The 18153-nt window shown below is 53.9% G+C and carries 14 protein-coding genes and 2 pseudogenes; 3 read left to right on the top strand and 13 right to left on the bottom strand.

From position 1 onward, the window contains the following. Window positions 1–113: 113 nt before the first annotated feature. The 12 genes and pseudogenes from QN378_RS18460 to QN378_RS23665 all read right to left on the bottom strand — a co-directional run. A complete protein-coding gene (locus QN378_RS18460; protein ID WP_323550767.1) occupies window positions 114–1343 on the bottom strand; it encodes a multifunctional CCA addition/repair protein in 1230 nt (409 codons plus the stop codon). Window positions 1344–1479: 136 nt separating this feature from the next. After that, window positions 1480–3042: a SpoVR family protein gene (locus QN378_RS18455; RefSeq protein ID WP_322205652.1), complete on the bottom strand. Its 1563-nt coding sequence runs from the start codon at window positions 3040–3042 to the stop codon at window positions 1480–1482. Next, a complete protein-coding gene (locus QN378_RS18450; protein WP_323550768.1) occupies window positions 3039–4310 on the bottom strand; it encodes a YeaH/YhbH family protein in 1272 nt (423 codons plus the stop codon). Before QN378_RS18450 ends, QN378_RS18455 begins: the two co-directional genes overlap by 4 nt. A 139-nt stretch (window positions 4311–4449) precedes the next feature. Then, entirely contained in the window at window positions 4450–6372 is a 1923-nt protein-coding gene (locus QN378_RS18445) for a PrkA family serine protein kinase (protein ID WP_322171194.1), read from the bottom strand. A gap of 286 nt (window positions 6373–6658) precedes the next feature. Continuing rightward, on the bottom strand, window positions 6659–6982 hold the full coding sequence (gene glpE, locus QN378_RS18440; RefSeq protein ID WP_323550769.1) for a thiosulfate sulfurtransferase GlpE: 324 nt from the start codon (window positions 6980–6982) through the stop codon (window positions 6659–6661). A gap of 35 nt (window positions 6983–7017) precedes the next feature. Further along, complete coding sequence (locus QN378_RS18435; RefSeq protein WP_322205648.1) at window positions 7018–7899, bottom strand: symmetrical bis(5'-nucleosyl)-tetraphosphatase; 882 nt, start codon at window positions 7897–7899, stop codon at window positions 7018–7020. Next, on the bottom strand, window positions 7899–8279 hold the full coding sequence (gene apaG / locus QN378_RS18430) for a Co2+/Mg2+ efflux protein ApaG (RefSeq protein ID WP_322205647.1): 381 nt from the start codon (window positions 8277–8279) through the stop codon (window positions 7899–7901). Before apaG ends, QN378_RS18435 begins: the two co-directional genes overlap by 1 nt. 148 nt (window positions 8280–8427) lie before the next feature. Continuing rightward, window positions 8428–9234, bottom strand: a complete 807-nt coding sequence (gene rsmA / locus QN378_RS18425) for a 16S rRNA (adenine(1518)-N(6)/adenine(1519)-N(6))-dimethyltransferase RsmA (RefSeq protein WP_322205646.1) — start codon at window positions 9232–9234, stop codon at window positions 8428–8430. After that, window positions 9231–10220, bottom strand: coding sequence for a 4-hydroxythreonine-4-phosphate dehydrogenase PdxA (gene pdxA, locus QN378_RS18420; RefSeq protein WP_322205645.1), 990 nt, complete (start codon window positions 10218–10220; stop codon window positions 9231–9233). The genes rsmA and pdxA overlap by 4 nt, the downstream gene beginning before the upstream one ends. Next, window positions 10217–11563, bottom strand: coding sequence for a peptidylprolyl isomerase (locus QN378_RS18415; protein WP_322205644.1), 1347 nt, complete (start codon window positions 11561–11563; stop codon window positions 10217–10219). The genes pdxA and QN378_RS18415 overlap by 4 nt, the downstream gene beginning before the upstream one ends. Further along, a pseudogene (locus tag QN378_RS18410) lies at window positions 11538–14081 on the bottom strand (LPS-assembly protein LptD); the annotation flags it as partial. The gene QN378_RS18415 and the pseudogene QN378_RS18410, both read right to left, overlap by 26 nt. A 74-nt stretch (window positions 14082–14155) precedes the next feature. After that, window positions 14156–14351 (bottom strand): annotated as a pseudogene (locus QN378_RS23665) (hypothetical protein); the annotation flags it as partial. Between the two features lie 129 nt (window positions 14352–14480). Here QN378_RS23665 and QN378_RS18405 point away from each other — a divergent pair. From QN378_RS18405 to QN378_RS18395, 3 genes are read left to right on the top strand one after another with little or no spacing between them, the layout of a single operon-like run. Beyond that, window positions 14481–15506: an aminoglycoside phosphotransferase family protein gene (locus tag QN378_RS18405; RefSeq protein WP_322205642.1), complete on the top strand. Its 1026-nt coding sequence runs from the start codon at window positions 14481–14483 to the stop codon at window positions 15504–15506. 19 nt (window positions 15507–15525) lie between these two features. Next, complete coding sequence (gene murU, locus QN378_RS18400; protein ID WP_322205641.1) at window positions 15526–16194, top strand: N-acetylmuramate alpha-1-phosphate uridylyltransferase MurU; 669 nt, start codon at window positions 15526–15528, stop codon at window positions 16192–16194. Then, window positions 16195–16962, top strand: a complete 768-nt coding sequence (locus QN378_RS18395; RefSeq protein WP_322205640.1) for a DnaJ domain-containing protein — start codon at window positions 16195–16197, stop codon at window positions 16960–16962. A 93-nt stretch (window positions 16963–17055) separates the two neighbouring features. Here the strand turns inward: QN378_RS18395 and QN378_RS18390 are convergent, their stop codons facing one another. Continuing rightward, window positions 17056–18030, bottom strand: a complete 975-nt coding sequence (locus QN378_RS18390) for an alpha/beta hydrolase family protein (protein ID WP_323550770.1) — start codon at window positions 18028–18030, stop codon at window positions 17056–17058. Between the last annotated feature and the right edge of the window lie 123 nt (window positions 18031–18153).

Genomic DNA, 18153 nt, shown 5'->3' with positions numbered 1-18153 from the left:
GCAATAGTGGTGTCGAATTTATTCAGGGATAGGTTACCTCCCGGCGACGTCAATGCCAGATTTGACGCCGTTCAGAATGAATTCGGTCCGCAGATCGAAGCTAGCTTCGCAGGCTAATCGAGCCAGTTGTCTTTGTACGTTTTGACTGCGTTCAGGCGTTCACGTTTTAGCGCTTCACCCAGCTGGGGCCCTTCAAATCCATGCTCGCGCAACGGCTGTACCGGCACACCTCGCGCTGCGTTAGCCGCGCCGCGAAGATAGTCCGCTTGTGGATAATTGCGCAGTTCGAATCCAAGCCGACCCCGCGCATCCATTTCGCAGGCAGCGATAAATTCTTCGAAGCGCTGCGGTCGACGATAGATATCGAAGCTTTGCAGCAGCTCGAACAAAGTTGATGCTTTCAGTTCAATGGCTCGGTGACTATGCGTGTGGTACTGACCGACCAGCAGCGCCAGCTCCTGGCATTCACGCGGCACCTTGAACCGCGTATTGACCGCTTTAATCAGGCGCAGCCCGGTGTGTTCGTGCGCGATATGTCTTGGCCATTCGTTCTTAGGTGTTAAACCTTTGCCCGCATCATGCAGTAGGCAAGCCCAGCGGACGCTCAAAGGTTGGTGATGAATGGCTGCCTGCTCCAAAACACTGAGGACATGCTCGCCGGTATCAATTTCGGGATGGTGAACGGCTGGTTGCGGTACTCCAAACAGCGCATTTATTTCGGGCAATAACTCCTCCAATGCACCGCATTCTCGCAGTACGCGGATAAACACTTGCGGTTGGTTCTCCATTAGTGCGCGAGAGATTTCTTTCCAGCAACGCTCGGCCGTCAGCGCTTGTAATTCGCCTGACTCACTGATCTGTCGCATCAGCAATAGGGTTTCGGACGCAATTGTAAAACCATCGGGGGCGTAACGGGCGGCGAAGCGAGCGACGCGGAGTACCCGTAATGGATCTTCTGCGAACGCCGGAGAAACGTGACGTAAAATTCGGAGTTTTAGGTCTTTTTTGCCGTTATAGGGGTCGGTTAGATTTCCATCAATATCCTCCGCAATCGCGTTCACGGTTAAATCTCGCCGGACCAAATCGTCCTCAAGCGTTACTTCTGGACTCGCATGGAAGGTGAAGCCGCCGTAGCCAATGCCGCTTTTTCGTTCAGTACGGGCGAGGGCATATTCCTCACCGGTTTTGGGGTGCAGGAACACTGGGAAGTCCGAGCCAACCGGGCGATACCCCTTGTCGAGCATTTCATCGGCAGTGGCCCCAACGACGACCCAGTCAGTGTCGGCCACTGCTTTACCGAGAAGGCGATCACGCACCGCCCCGCCTACTTTATAAATTTGCATAAAAAACCTCCGTAAGCGCGACAGGATAAACCTTTGAGTCGTTACTTACGGAGGCAAAAGCGAAAAAACAATGGTTATGGGGGCAAGGAGCAAAGCTCAAGCTACCGGTAAAAACTTGAGGCCTGCCTCTTATGTCTTATAAGTGAACGACCGCCAAATCGAGCCGGGGATATTCACTATCAGCGTGGTCGCCTCTTGGCGGGACATGATGGGTCTTCATAATTTGATCGCCCTGCAACGTCTCCAGATGAATATCAAAGCCCCATAGGCGATGCAGGTGTTTAAGCACCTCGTCAGTGGAGTCACCCAGCGGTTTACGGTCATGTTGTTGATGACGTAGCGTCAGCGAGCGGTCGCCGCGTCGGTCGATGCTGTAGATTTGAATGTTAGGCTCGCGATTACCCAAGTTGTATTGGGCCGCCAATGTTTCACGAATCGTCTTATATCCGGGTTCATCATGAATGGCCGGCACTAGCAGATCATCCTTTTGGTCGTCGTCCATGATGCTGAACAACTTGAGGTCTCGAATTACCTTGGGCGACAAATATTGCAGGATGAAGCTTTCGTCCTTGAAGCTGCTCATGGCGAACTTAATGGTGGCCAACCAATCGCTGCCAGCGATGTCCGGAAACCAGTGGCGGTCTTCATCGGTAGGATGCTCGCAAATGCGTCGGATATCCCGGTACATGGCAAACCCTAACGTATAGGGGTTAATGCCGCTGTAGTAAGGACTGTCGAACCCTGGTTGGTAAACAACGCTGGTGTGCGACGTCAGGAACTCCATCATGAAACCATCGGTGACGAGGCCTTCATCGTAGAGATCATTCATTAGCGTGTAGTGCCAGAAGGTTGCCCAGCCCTCGTTCATGACCTGAGTCTGACGCTGTGGGTAGAAATACTGCGCAATTTTGCGAACGATCCGCACCACTTCACGCTGCCACGGTTCAAGCAGTGGCGCGTGTTTTTCGATGAAATAGAGGATGTTTTCCTGAGGTTCGACAGGGAAGCGAGCATTGTCCTTCTCGCTATTTTTATCTGCACTTTTCGGAATGGTGCGCCACAGATCGTTGATCTGCTTCTGCAAATGTTCCTCACGGTCTTTCTGCCGACGGCGTTCTTCCTCGGCAGAAATCGGATAGGGACGTTTGTATCGGTCAACTCCGTAGTTCATCAGTGCGTGGCAGGAATCCAGTAAATCTTCCACTGCATCAATGCCATGGCGTTCCTCGCACTGCATGATGTACTGCTTGGCGAACACCAGATAATCAATAATCGAACTGGCGTCCGTCCAGGTGCGGAACAGGTAATTGCCCTTGAAGAAGCTGTTATGTCCGTAGCAGGCGTGCGCCACCACCAATGCCTGCATACAAATGGTGTTCTCTTCCATCAAGTAAGCGATGCATGGATCGGAGTTGATCACGATCTCGTACGCCAGGCCCATTTGGCCTCGGCTATAGGACTTCTCGGTACTGAGGAAGTGTTTGCCGTAGGACCAATGGTGATAGCCCAGCGGCATGCCGACAGACGCATAAGCGTCCATCATCTGCTCGGCAGTGATCACCTCGATCTGGTTGGGGTAAGTGTCCAGCGCATAACGTTCGGCAATGCGGCTGATTTCCCGGTCGTAGGCCTGGATCAGCTCGAACGTCCATTCTGAACCCGTGGACAGCGGTTGACGCTTCTGCTCTCTAGCGGTCATGTCGCTAACCTGCGCTGGAAGAGTTCTCGGAATACCGGATAAATATCACCGGCAGATACCAGCTGTTGCTGGGCAAACGTGTCGGGGAATGCGTCATTGATGCGTTCGTATTCGAACCACAGCGCTTGGTGTTCGCGTGGAGTGATTTCTACATAAGTGTAGTACTGCACGAAGGGCATGATCTGCCTGATTAAAATATCGCGACAGATCGGTGAGTCATCGTTCCAGTTATCGCCGTCAGAAGCTTGGGCCGCGTAAATGTTCCATTCGTTCGTCGGGTAGCGCTCGGCCATGATCTCCTGCATCAGTTTCAGTGCGCTGGAAACAATGGTGCCGCCGGTTTCCCGTGAATAAAAAAACTCCTCTTCATCCACTTCGCGCGCGCTGGTGTGGTGGCGGATGAACACGACTTCGATCTTGTCGTAGTTACGCTTGAGGAACAGATACAACAGAATGAAAAAGCGTTTTGCAATGTCTTTAGTTGCTTGAGTCATGGAGCCAGAAACGTCCATTAAGCAAAACATGACCGCTTTGGAGCTGGGGCTGGGTTGTTTGACCAGCAGATTGTATTTAAGGTCAAAAGTATCTAAATAAGGCACCCGATGGATGCGCGTTTTCAATCGCTCTATTTCGGCTTCCAAGTCGCGAATATCGCCGAAATTGTCCGGCTCTTCACGCTTCATGCGTTCCAGCTCGGTGATTGATTCACGCAACTTAGCGCGGCTGCTGCCCGAGAGTGCAATGCGTCGTGCGTGGGCTGAACGTAGGGTTCGGATGATATTGATGCGCGACGGGTTGCCTTCGTTGCTAATGCCGGCCCGCACTGTTTTGAACGTGTCGGTACCCGTCAGGTTGCGTTTTACCAAGTTAGGAAGCTCAAGGTCTTCAAACATGAACTCCAGAAACTCTTCCTGGCTAATCTGAAACACGAACTCGTCGGTGCCTTCGCCGGAATTGCTTGCTTTGCCTGGGCCTTTTCCACCGCCGCCGCCCTGAGGCCTGGCGATGTGCTCGCCCGTGGTAAATTCTTTATTACCGGGATGGACGACGGTTTGCTTACCACCGCGCCCGTGGTGCAGAACGGGTTCGTCGATGTCACGCCCGGGAATACTGATCTGTTCGCCGTGTTCCATGTCAGTGATGGAGCGGCGACTGACGGCTTCTTCGACTGCTTTTTTAATGTGGTCACGGTATCGCCTCAGGAAGCGCTGGCGATTCACCGTGCTTTTATTTTTGCCATTGAGACGTCGGTCGATCACATAACTCATACGTGGCCCTCCGGGCAGCATTAAGTTACAAGCTTCAAGCCGTAAGCTGGAAGCTTAAAGACAAGCGGTCAGCCGCAATAAGCGCAGGCACGCCCGCGTGCACGTACCTGTGGCTTGCAACCTACCGCTTGCCGCTGCCTTATTGCGATTTTCTAACCCGCAGATACCACTCGGACAGCAGCCGTACCTGTTTGTCGGTGTAACCACGCTCGACCATTCGCGTAACGAAGTCGTTGTGTTTTTGCTGATCCTCTTTGCTGGCTTTGGCGTTGAAGCTGATGACTGGCAGCAGATCCTCCGTGTTCGAGAACATTTTCTTCTCGATGACGACCCGCAGCTTTTCGTAGCTGAGCCAAGTAGGATTTTTGCCGTTGTTATTGGCTCGAGCACGCAGCACGAAGTTAACGATTTCGTTGCGGAAATCCTTCGGATTACTAATGCCAGCCGGTTTCTCGATTTTTTCCAGCTCCTCGTTCAGCGCAACTCGGTTAAGAATTTCACCGGTTTCAGGATCACGATATTCCTGATCCTGAATCCAGAAGTCTGCATAAAGCACGTAGCGGTCAAAAATGTTTTGTCCGTATTCGCTGTAGGACTCCAGGTACGCGGTCTGGATTTCCTTGCCGATGAACTCGATGTACCGCGGCGCCAAATACTCTTTGATAAAGCGCAGGTAGCGCTCACGGGTCTCGGCCTGGAACTGTTCCTGCTCGATTTGTTGTTCCAGTACGTACAGCAGATGCACGGGGTTGGCCGCGATTTCGTGCGGATCGAAGTTAAAGACTTTCGACAAAATCTTGAACGCGAAGCGCGTTGACAGGCCATTCATGCCTTCATCCACGCCTGCGTTGTCGCGGTACTCCTGAATTGATTTGGCCTTCGGATCAGTGTCTTTCAGGTTTTCGCCATCGTAAACGCGCATCTTCGAATAGATGTTCGAGTTCTCAGGCTCCTTGAGACGTGACAGCGTGGTGAATTGCGCGAGCATTTTCAGGGTGTCGGGCGCGCAGTGGGCTTTGGCCAGGGAGCTGTTGAAGAGCAGCTTGTCATAAATTTTAATTTCATCACTGACCCGTACGCAGTACGGCACTTTGACGATGTAAATCCGGTCAATGAAGGCTTCGTTGTTCTTGTTATTGCGGAAACTGTGCCATTCCGATTCGTTGGAGTGGGCCAACAGGATGCCGGTGAACGGGATCGACCCGAGCCCTTCGGTGCTGTTGTAGTTACCTTCTTGGGTGGCGGTAAGCAGAGGGTGCAAGACCTTAATCGGCGCCTTGAACATTTCGACGAATTCCATCAGGCCTTGGTTAGCCCGGCAGAGTGCGCCCGAGTAGCTGTAAGCGTCGGCGTCGTTTTGTGGGAATTCTTCCAATTTGCGAATATCGACCTTACCGACCAACGCAGAAATATCCTGGTTGTTTTCATCGCCGGGTTCGGTTTTCGCTACGGCAATTTGATTCAAAATAGATGGGTACAGTTTGACCACTTTGAATTGGCTGATGTCGCCCCCGAACTCAGCCAGACGTTTGGTCGCCCACGGCGACATGATCGTACTGAGGTAGCGTCGGGGAATACCGAAGTCCTCTTCGAGGATCTCGCCATCTTCGGTGGCATTGAACAAGCCCAACGGCGATTCAAATACCGGAGAACCCTTAATGGCATAGAACGGTACTTTTTCGATCAGCTGTTTGAGTTTTTCTGCCAGCGAGGACTTACCGCCGCCCACCGGGCCGAGCAGATAGAGGATTTGTTTCTTCTCCTCCAGGCCCTGAGCGGCGTGGCGGAAGTAAGAGACGATCTGGTCAATGCACTCTTCCATGCCATGGAAGTCTTCGAACGCCGGGTAGCGACGAATCACTTTGTTGGAAAATATGCGCGACAACCGAGAGTTGGCCGACGTGTCGAGCAACTCAGGTTCGCCGATAGCCAACAGAAGACGTTCTGCTGCTGACGCGTAAGCACTGCGATCACTTTTGCAGAGCTCAAGATACTCCTGTAGCGAGAGCTCTTCCTGACGTGTTGATTCGAAGCGTTGTTGGAAGTGGCTAAAAATACTCATGACGTCACCTCGCTCGATACGTTGAGCCGGCGGCGGATCGTCAGTCGATGCTGGCATGCAGCTGAAAAGTCCAGATGCAGTTTACCCCCCAGAACACCATAAAATTACTACCGATGACCCGCGCGCCGGTGTACCGGCTCTCCCCTGATTTGGATGGCCTGAGGTTAAGGATAGTTCGGAATTACAGAGATCAACGAGTATTGATTGATTAGTAACGCTAGCCGTTCGTCAGTTTGCTTGCGAGCCCGCTCAGGGTGCGGGATAGAAGGGGGGTAAAAAAAATATTTCAACGCGCCTGAACGGTTTCATCGGGATAGGTATTTCGCCATAGCTCGAAACCGCCGTCCATGCTGTAGACATCCGAAAAACCTTGGCCGATGAGGTAGGCGGCAGCGCTTTGGCTGGAGTTGCCGTGATAGCAAACTACCACTAAAGGCTTGTCCAAGTCGGCGTTGGCAATGAAGTCGGCCATAGAGTGGCTATCCAGATGCTGCGCGCCAGGAATGTGATTGGCTGCATATGTCTGTTGATCTCGGACATCGACCAGTACTGCGCCTTCTTCAAGTAGCAAGTGGGCGTGTGCAGGGGGGATGCGTTTGAATTCGGTCATAATCGGAACTCCTGATGACTAGCAACGAGTAGATTTTAACCCTTGCTAATGGTGTGTAGGCCAATGCGCTTTGATGAGACTGGATTAGCGTCGGCCATCCCCTTAGCATCGCATTCGCAGCTATGGCGTTCGAGAGTATCAACGTTAAGTAGTGTCATTGCACCGCCCCAGACGCAGCCGGTATCGAGGGCAAATATGCCGGGTTCGGTGCATTTGCCTTCAAGTGCGGCCCAGTGTCCAAAAATTATTTTTTGGCCTTTAGTCTTGCGTTCCGGGTGACTGAACCAAGGGGCGTAACCTGGGAGGGCGGTACCAACACCTTCTTTGGTTTTCAGATCAAGGGTTCCGTCACTGGTGCAAAAGCGCATGCGGGTAAAATAGTTGGTGATTACCCGTAAGCGGGTTACGCCTTGCAAGCTGGACTGCCATTTGGCGGGCTCGTTGCCGTACATGCCATCGAGAAACGGCTCGACTAAATTGTCATCGCGCAGAGCAGATTCAACTTCTTTAGCATACGAAAGGGCTTTGTTTAGTGTCCATTGTGGGGCGATTCCCGCATGAACCATCGCAATTTTACGCACCGGGTCGTAGTGCATTAGTTTCTGTTGGCGCAGCCATTCAAGTAATAGGTCGCGGTCGGCGGCTTCGAGCACCTCGCGCAACGTGTCGTTCTTCTTTAGCCGCTCGATAGTACGAGCTGCGGCCAGCAAATGCAGATCATGATTGCCCAAAACACATACTAGCGAATTGCGCATGCCGTAGAGGAAACGCAAGGTCTCCAGCGAGGCCGGGCCACGGTTTACCAGATCCCCTACTAACCAGAGGTGGTCCTTGGTCGGATCAAAGGCAACGTGTTCAAGCAAACACTGCAGCGGTTCCAGACAGCCTTGAAGGTCACCTACGGCATACACTGCCATCAGTGCAGGGCGCCCGGCATGGCCAGACGAAATGGGGCTATCACGGCGTCGAAGCGCTTACCGTCTTCTGCAAGCATTTGATAACTTCCCTGCATATTGCCGACTTTAGTCATCATTACGGTGCCGCTGCTGTAGGTATGGCTGTGCCCCGACTTGATCAGGGGTTGCTGCCCAACTACACCATCGCCACGAACTTCCTCGACATGGCCATCACCGTCGGTGATGACCCAGTGCCTGGAAAGCAACTTGGCCGGTAACTCTCCACTGTTATGAACGGTGACCGTGTATGCAAAAGCAAAACGATTTTGCTCGGGTTGTGACTGCTCTACGAGGAAGCGCGTAACGACGCTGACGTCTACTTGATAGCGAGGATCGGACATGCAATACGCCTTAAAAGCAAAAGCGGAAAAATTCGGACAATACCGGTGAAATTCAGTTTAGGGCATTCTCAACATAAAAAAAGCCGAGATAAAAACCAATCCTTGTTAGCAATGTGCCGGCCGTTGGCCTCGATGAAGGCCTTGGGCTCTACTCGGTGATAGGTTGATCACTGAGTTTATCCGCGAGTCGGACGAAGGCGGCGAGATCCAGTTGTTCAGGTCGCAGACTGCCATCGACGCCAGCAGCAATGATCTCGTCGTTGGTCAGCAGAGCTTTTAGGGTATTGCGCAAGGTTTTCCGACGCTGGTTAAAGGCTTCGCGGACAACACGCTCAAGCGCACGGTGATCCTTTGCCGGGTGTGGCAAGATTTCATGTGGTACCAGACGGACAATCGCTGAGTCAACTTTCGGCGGCGGGTTGAACGCACCGGGGCCAACGTTGAACAAGTGTTCAACGCGGCAATGGTACTGGACCATGATCGACAGGCGGCCGTAGTCACCACCGCCTGGGCCTGCAGCCATGCGTTGAACCACTTCTTTTTGCAGCATGAAGTGCATGTCGCGAATCAAGCCCGCGTTTTGCAACAGCAAGAAGATGAGCGGTGTCGAGATGTTGTATGGGAGGTTTCCCACTACGCGCAAGCTACTCGGTGCAGCATTCAGGCTGGTGAAGTCGAACTTCAATGCATCACCTTGATGCAAACGAAAGTTGGGCTTACTCCCGAATTGGTGAATCAGAATTGGGATCAAATCCTTGTCCAACTCAACCACGTCCAGTTGCGCATCGCTGCTCAGCAGGCCTTCGGTCAGGGCGCCTTGGCCCGGCCCGATTTCCAGTAAACGGTCTTCCGGTTTTGCACGAATAGCCCGCAGGATTTTGTCGATTACGCCAGCGTCGTGCAGGAAGTTTTGTCCAAAACGCTTACGCGCCTTGTGTTGAAATAACTCGGTCATTGACGGGTCTCGGCCATCTGATAGGCGGTTTCCAGGGCAACCTTCAAACTGCCGGTATCGACCTTGCCACTGCCAGCTAGATCCAGCGCGGTGCCATGATCCACCGACGTGCGGATGATCGGCAGGCCGAGGGTCACGTTGACGGCGGCGCCGAAACCTTTGTACTTCAGTACAGGCAAACCCTGGTCATGGTACATCGCCAGCACTGCATCGCAGTGCTCCAGATATTTGGGGGTAAACAGAGTGTCGGCAGGCAGCGGGCCCCGTAAATCAAGGCCCTCGCTGCGCAGGCGCTCCAGAGTAGGTTCAATAATGTCGATTTCTTCGCGGCCCAAATGGCCACCTTCTCCGGCATGAGGGTTAAGCCCGCAGACCAGAATACGTGGTTGGGCGATGCCGAATTTATGGACTAAGTCGGCGTGCAGTATTCGCGTGACCCGCTCGAGGCGCTCAGAAGTGATCGCGTCAGCAACAGCACGCAATGGCAAGTGAGTCGTGACCAGCGCAACCCGCAAGTCCCCGGTAGCGAGCATCATCACAACCTGTTCGGTGTGCGTCAGGTCGGCCAGGAATTCGGTATGGCCTGAAAAAGGAATGCCGGAGTCGTTGATCACACCCTTGTGCACAGGGGCGGTGATCATTCCCGCAAAGTCGCCGTCGATACAGCCTTGTCCTGCACGGGCCAGGGTTTGCAGCACGAACGCTGCGTTGGCTTTATTCAGCTCCCCGGCAACGACGCTTATATTCAGCGGCGTATCCCATACATACAGGCTGCCTGCCGGGGCGGGTAGGTCTGGCCAAGCGTCAGGCGTTACCCTGATTAAATTGACAGCCACGCCCAGTTGCACGGCCCGCTCGATAAGCAGATCGTGGCTGGTAATGGCAATCAGGGGGTGCGGCTGAGGGTGTGACGCGAGCAACAGGCATAGGTCTGGACCTATGCCTGCCGGCTCGCCGGGTGTTAGAGCAAAACGTTTTGCTTTCACTTTGTTGCCTGGTCAGCCTGGTCTGGCTGATCGGCAGGAGGAAGCTTGATTTCAACGTAAGCTTCATCACGAATCTGGCGTAGCCAGGTTTGCAGCTCTTCATCGTATTTACGATTACGTAACGCAGTTTTGGCTTGTTCTTCACGCGCTTCGGTACTGCTGTCGGTAGCGCGACGGCCAAGGACTTCCAGGATGTGCCAACCGTAAGCAGTCTTGAACGGTTTGGACAACACACCTACTGGGCTGTCGGCCATGACAGCGCGGAATTCCGGCACCAGTTGGTTCGGATCAACCCAATTCAGATCGCCGCCGTTGAGCGCCGAGCCAGGGTCTTCGGAGAAACTTTTTGCCAACTCACTGAAATCTTCGCCATTTTTGATGCGCTCATACAAGCGCTCAGCCAGGCGATGAGTTTCGTCTTCGCTACGAATTTCACTCGGTTTGATCAGGATGTGGCGAACGTGAACTTCGTCTTTCATCTGTGCTTGGCCCTGGCCGCCGCGCTTTTCCATCAGTTTCAAAATAATAAAACCGCCGGGAGTGCGCGTGGGTTGGGTGATGTCACCAACTGTCATGTTGCTGAGCAACGTGTCAAAGGGAGGTGGCAACTGCGCGCCTTTGCGCCAGCCCATATCACCGCCGTCGAGCGCATTGTCGCTTTTGGATTTAGCGATGGCCAACTGGCTGAAGTCAGCGCCCTTCTTAAGCTGCTGGTAAATATCCTGAGCTTGATGGCTCGCGGCCTGGATGGCGTCCGAGGAAGCACTGTCCGGGGTCGCGATCAGAATGTTGGCGAGGTGATACTCCTCGGACATTTGCATCTTGCCCATGTCGGATGCCAAGAAGTTTTTCACTTCTTGCTCCGACACTTGAATGCGCTCTGCCACTCGACGTTGACGGACGCGGCTGATGATCATTTCCCGGCGAATCTGGTCACGAGCGTCTTCATAAGACAAGCCGTCATGAGTCAGCGCAGCACGAAACTGATCTATCGACATATTGTTACGTTGGGCGATAGTGCCAACCGCTTGGTTCAGCTCTTCGTCGGTGATTCGTATACCGGAGCGATCACCGATTTGCAGTTGCAGGTTCTCAACGATCAAACGCTCCATCACTTGCTGATCCAGCACACTCGCTGGAGGCACGCCGCCACCGCGTTTGGCGATGGTCTGCTGAACTTCGTGGACTCGTTTATCCAGTTGACTTTGCATGATCACGTCGTTGTCGACGATGGCCACAACCTTGTCGAGGGACTGCACTTCAGCATTTGCTGCGGTGCCCAGGAGTAACGCGCCCAACATCAGTGGGCGCAGACAGTTAGAAAGCTTGGTCTTCACGTTCACGATAACCTTGGATGCCTTTGTCGAGGAAACTTTCAACTTTTTGGCCGAGAACACCGCCAAGTCCCTTCAGTACGACTTGTAAGAAGATGCCATGGTCGCCTTTTTCGTTCTGAGTAATGTCCTGGCTGAATTCGTCATAGTTAATCCAGTAACGATCAATCAGACGTAGCTTCCAGCAACAGTTGTCATATTCAAAACCACCAAAGGCTTCGAGGGTGCGGTTGCGGTTGTAATCGTACTGCCAGCGGCTAATGACGTTCCATTGAGGAGCAACCGGCCAGATGACCGAAAAATCATGCTGCTGGATTTTGTAGTAATCCTTGATATAGCCCGGTTGCCCTGGCGTGCCAAGATCGCCACCGCCCACTTTCCACGTACCGGTGTTCTGGTCATAGCGAATCTGGTCGTTGCGATAGCGATAGCCAATGTTAACAACCTTGTTTGGGTTGTCTTCAGGTTGGTAGTGCATCATCGCACTGCCCGAACGAGTTTTCTTGCTGTCCGGATCCCAGTTGAAGTCGGACGTCGCGCGCCAGTCCCTGTTAAAGCGGTAAGCGTATTCAAGTGCATACGGCGAGCGACCGGCTGTTGAATCTGCGCGAGTGGCGTAATCAATACCTGGCAGTTGTACTTTACGATCCTTGAAGTACACCGCTTCACCGATACTGAAGGTCTGGCGTTCAAAGCCGTTATCTTCAATCCAGCGGTTGGTAATACCCAGCGATAGTTTGTTTTCATCACCAATACGGTCGGAGCCAACAAAACGATTGTCGCGGAACAGTGACCCGTAGTTGAACGTGGTTTCACCCGAGTCGAAAATCGGGATGTCACTCTGGTCTTTATACGGAACGTTCAGGTAGTACAGACGCGGTTCCAATGTTTGACGATAGTTTTTGCCAAACCATTGAGTGTTTCTGTCGAAGTACAGACCGCTGTCGACGCTGAACACCGGAATGCTGCGGTCAATAGAGCTATTGAATTCGCCATTCAGGTATTTGGTGTTCGCTGCCGCAGCGGCAGTTTGGGCGTCAACGATCTGCTGCTGTCCTAGCCCGCTTAAACTCAGATCATATTTGGTGTACACGTACTTGAGCTTCGGTGTAACAAAGCCGTAGGTCCAACTCATTGGAAGGCTCATGGACGGCGCAAGATTCAGGCGATCGCCGTCTGATCGGGCGAGACCGGTGACGTTGTTATCAAGCCGAGAGGTACCAACACCATCTTTGTCGAAATAGTTACCCGACTGCAAATCACGTTGAAACCGCACTGCTTCAGTTTCATACGCGAAATCCAATCCGCCGGGGTGGTATGGCAGCGCACCGTTAAAGGTGATCTGCGGCAGACGGTTATATGGGGTGATGTCGGAGACGCTGGCCAGTTTGTAACCCTGCAGATTCAGGCGAGCGGTGTAGGTGTCGCCCCGCCAGTTCACAGCACCTTGCTGGTTGATATAGTCGCGCTTCTCGACACCGATTACGTCGCTTTGAAGATCCTGAAAGTAGTACGGATCGCTTATGTCCGTGTAATCAACGTCCGTCGTCAAGCGTGAATTCAGCCCGCTTTTCTCCTGTACGTTGACCATCCAACGGGTGTCTTTGGCGTCAGTCTGCAGCTTACGATCGTTGTCCTTATCATTGAGGAACGCGCCACCTATAGTGCCTTCGCTCGACTTGGTCAGGTAGCGGAACTCGCCTTCCAGCATGGTGCCACGCTTGGTCATGAAGCGAGGATACAACGTGGCATCGTAATTTGGTGCCAGGTTGAAGTAGTACGGCGTGACCAGTGTTGCACCGGAATTGCCGCCGCTTGAAACGCTCGGGGGCAGGAAACCTGACTGGCGACGGCTGTCGATCGGAAAATAGAGATACGGGGTGTAGAACACCGGTATGTCGTGGACTCGCAGTGTGGCGTTAGTCGCTGTACCGAAACCGGTTGCGGGGTTCAGAGTAATGTTATTGCCCTTGATTTCCCAAGCGTTACTGTTGGGTTCGCAAGTGGTGTACGTACCGTCCTTGAGGCGGATGATCGCGTTCTCGGCACGCTTGGCGTAGAGAGCGCTGCCGCGCACGTTGGACTTGTGCATCACGTATTCAGCGTTGTCGACTTGGGCTTCACCGGTGTCGAGCTGGATCTGCGCGTGGTCACCGACGATCAAGGCCCCATTTTGACGCAAGCGGACATCGCCGTTCAGTTCGCCACGGTTTTCAGCCTGATACAGGCTGGCCTCCTGGGACTGGACCTGCATGCTGCCTTGACGCAATACAACGTCACCGGCCAGCGTCGCGACCTGAGCTTCTTGCTCATAACGAGATGCTTTGGCACCGACAAACATCGGTGCGTCGCTCATCTTCGTGTTGTCGTTCATGCCCGGACGGATAGGCTCTACATACGCTCCAGAGCAATAGGGGCCAGTTTCGGCCAATTGCGCGGGAGTGAGCTTATCTCGAGGAACCCAATCGAGGTGGCTGTAGTCAGCACTGCGCGACTTCAGACCATAGCCTTTCGCTTGGGTGACGAGCGTGATGGGCACTTTTTCGCCGGCCGTTGAGCCAGCGTCCGGAGTGCTTTGGCCGTTCGTACTGATACCGTCCACGCTGTGCACGGGGCGCGGTGGCAGCTGAACTGCGTTCACTTTCGGCGCGCAATCCCAAGCACCCGCAGCAGAGACTGAACAGTCATACTGTTCTGCGGCTACTGCGAATGGAGTGGCCAAAGGTTGCATCGCCAGCAAACTGCCGGTTACGAGCAACGGAAATTTTTTACGAAATGCGTGGGATTTCAATGCCATCTTATTAATCCGGGCTTCCTGCGCGCCATCGGCCCGCGGGGGGGCCGCACGCCTCTCGATGGGCTGAAAAAGATGACGGATAATAAAGCATGACCCGCTTGACGGCTAGCGCCGTCGGAGACCCTTGTAATGCCAGATCAAGATGTACGCCTGCAACACCTGAAAGTTTGGCTCGATAAGCAGTTGTCAGCGTTGTTCACGGCGCAAGATTGGGGCGCCGTACCCCCGGCCACGTTGACTGCGGCCAGTAGCGATGCCAGTTTTCGACGGTATTTCCGTTGGGAGGGTGCCGGTCAAACTTTTATTGTCATGGACGCACCTCCACCCCAAGAAAACTGTAAACCGTTCGTGGATATCGCTAATTTATTAAGTAAATCAGGAATTAATGTTCCGAAAATATATGCCGAAGACCTTACTCGTGGCTTTCTTTTGCTCAACGACCTGGGTCACAAGACCTATCTCGATGTGATCGATGCCCAAAATGCAGACGCATTGTTTGCCGATGCGTTCGATACGTTGTTGGCCTATCAACAGTTGCCTATGGATGCGCCGCTGCCCAGCTATGACGTTGCGTTGCTGCGTCGCGAGCTTGAACTGTTTCCTGAATGGTACGTAAAGCGCCATTTGGGTATCGAGATGGACTCGGCACAGTTGGCGCTTTGGGAGCGAGCCAGTGATCGTCTGATCGACAGTGCATTGGCGCAGCCGAAGGTATTGGTACACCGTGACTACATGCCGCGCAATTTGATGGTCAGTGAGCCCAATCCTGGGGTGCTGGATTTTCAGGATGCGGTCTACGGGCCTGTGACTTATGACGTGACGTGTCTGTTCAAGGATGCGTTTCTGAGTTGGCCTGAAGAACGGGTCCAGGGTTGGCTGCTGACGTATTGGCGGGCGGCTTTGAGTTTGGGTATTCCGGTGCAAGAGACCTTTGAAGATTTTCTGCGGGCCAGCGATCTGATGGGCGTGCAGCGGCATTTGAAAGTGATCGGCATTTTTGCGCGTATTTGCCATCGTGACGGTAAACCCCGCTACATGGCCGATGTGCCCCGTTTTTTTGCTTATATAGAAGTTGTATTGGCACGACGACCGGAATTGGCTGAGCTGGGCGAACTGTTGGCAAGTCTGCGTCAACCCGTTGGAGCGGTTTTATGAAAATGAAGGTAGTTAACGCATGAAGGCGATGATTCTCGCCGCAGGCAAGGGTGAACGCTTACGTCCTTTGACCTTGCACACACCTAAGCCGTTGGTGCGTGTGGGGAACGCGCCATTGATTGAATATCACCTGCGGGCCTTGTACGCGGCCGGCTTTACCGAGGTAGTGATTAACCACGCATGGCTTGGTCAACAGATCGAGGACTGCCTCGGCGACGGGGAACGGTTTGGCCTAAGCATTCGTTACTCGCCAGAGAGCGAGCCGTTGGAAACCGGTGGCGGAATTTTTCGCGCTCTGCCCTTACTGGGCGATAGACCGTTTCTGGTCGTCAACGGAGACATCTGGACCGACTACGATTTCACCAACTTACATCGGCCTATCGCCGGTTTGGCGCACTTAGTGCTCGTGGATAATCCTGCGCATCACCTGGCAGGTGACTTCGCGCTGGTGGAAGGTCGGGTTGAACCCAGTCAGACGGTTCCGCGGTTGACCTACAGTGGCATGGCCATTGTGCATCCGCAGCTGTTCGACGGCTGCGAGGCGGGAGCTTTCAAGCTAGCGCCGTTGTTACGCTCGGCCATGGCGCACGATTTGGTTTCAGGTGAGCATTTCGTCGGACGCTGGGTGGATGTCGGTACACATGAACGGATTGCTGAAGTTGAGCGATTGATTGCGGTGAGTTGCTAGATGCTGTGGCCTACTACCGTGATCGGCGCCGGAGTCGGGTTTGCTATCGCCAGTATTCCGGGGGCGCTACTGGGTGCACTGCTCGGTCAAGCCTTGGACCGGCGTATGGCGCTGCACAGCTGGGCCCATATGCGTCAGCGATTGGGGGGCCGTTCTGTACCCCGTGACGACGAGTTGCTGTTCATCCTGTTGGGTCGTCTGGCGAAGAACAATGGCCGGGTTGTGGATGGTCACATTCAGCAGGCGCGCGAGGAAATGCGTCGAATGGACTTGAGTGAGCCAGCTCAACGGCGGGCGATCTTGGCGTTCAATCGAGGCAAAAAAGGACGTGAACGGCTACGCGGCTATTTGCGTCGTATGAAAACCCAGCCGCATGCGGCCGAAGGATTATTGCGAGCGTGTTGGCGCATGGCCTGGGCTGACGGCAAAGTTTCACTGGAGGAGCGCGAGTTGATCCTGCTATGGGGCAAGTGGCTCGGCTGGACGACTATAAAGGTTCAGACACTGGCCAGTGAATATGACCCGCAGAAAAGGCCGCTCGGTGTCAGCGTTGATGTTTATCAAGATGCGTTGCGCTTGTTGGGTGTGCAGGCGGACGCTGAGCCGACACAGATCAAACGCGCCTACCGACGTCTACTCAGTCGCCATCATCCCGACAAAGTCGCAGGGAATGGGGCCAGTGTCTTGCAGGTGCGAGAGGCGACCGACAGAACCCAAGAGCTGCATCAGGCCTACACCTTGATTCGTGAACAACGGAATTTCCGCTAACGCGATACAAGCCAACTTTGCGAATGAATTGGCTCGCGCCGATAAATTGCTTGATCTGTGAGAGCAATTCATTCGCCAATAGGATGGTCCGGTCTATTTGGGCTCCAGCCATCCTCGAACGCGGCGTAATAGCTGTTCCTGCTGCGCGGGGCTGTCTCCGGGCAGTGTGGTCAAGGTCACTTGCGTATAACCAGGGTTTTTCGTGCGTTTACTGGCCTTTAGACGTTGCTGCGCTGTATTGCGGTTTTGCGTCAAATCCTGGTAAACGAAATCCGCAGTTTTGACTTTGAGCGTCGTCGCAAACTTGTCCAAGGTGGGCTTGGCGTTCAGAGGTTCTTGCGCGCTGACCAATATCAGTTTTTGTACCAACGGCAAAGGTCGCTCATTGACGAATCGGGCGGCCCAATAGGCCCCGCTACCGTGCCCAAGCAATACGATGCCGCGCGCCTTTTGCTGTTTCGCATAAGCAATGCCACTTTCGATTCGGGCGAAGATACGCTCTGCTTCGGCTTTAGCCTGTTCATCCGCCGCCGCCGCGCGGGCTACGCTGGCCGCAGCGTCAGCTTCGGCGGTGTTGTCGGGTTCTGTGCTTTTTGGAGCGGTGGCAACTTTAGCGTCTTTAGCCGGCGCTGCGGCCACTACGTCCTCAATACGCGGCAAACTGCCGGTATTTGGTGTATCCGGCAGTGAGAGACTTAAGCTACCCCAGCCTTCATCAGGGAACCTGCGTCGCAATGGACCGACAACTTGAGGCCAATCTGCCGACTCGTCCGCGCCTGGGACGATAATGACCACGCCTTTGGGTTGGTCGATGTTCGCCGGTTTCCACAACGCGACAAACGTTTCATCACCCGCTTGCAGCTGCTGCACTTCTTCAGACGGCAGTTGGCGTCGTAGGGCCGCAGCATCCTCCTGACTGCGCTCAAGCAACCGTTGACGTTCAGGCGGTGCGGCTTGAGTGGCTGAATCTTTAGTGGGCGCCTGAGTAGCCGCCATCACGGGCAGAGCACACGGTAGAATCAGCGACAGGCACAATGTGGGAAGCGATGCGCGAAAGGTGTAGGACATCCGATATTCCATGGCCAGAAACGTTATTGCAGCCTAATGGGTTGTTCAGTGTTTGTCAGGCGTTTGGGTCGTACCGCAGCAGTAGCGGCAATTCACGGAGCAACGGAATGACACGTTTATGAT

Source organism: Pseudomonas sp. 10S5 (genome assembly GCF_035019745.1).
Classification (GTDB): Bacteria; Pseudomonadota; Gammaproteobacteria; order Pseudomonadales; family Pseudomonadaceae; genus Aquipseudomonas.
This window is presented reverse-complemented; position numbering and strand designations above follow the sequence as displayed.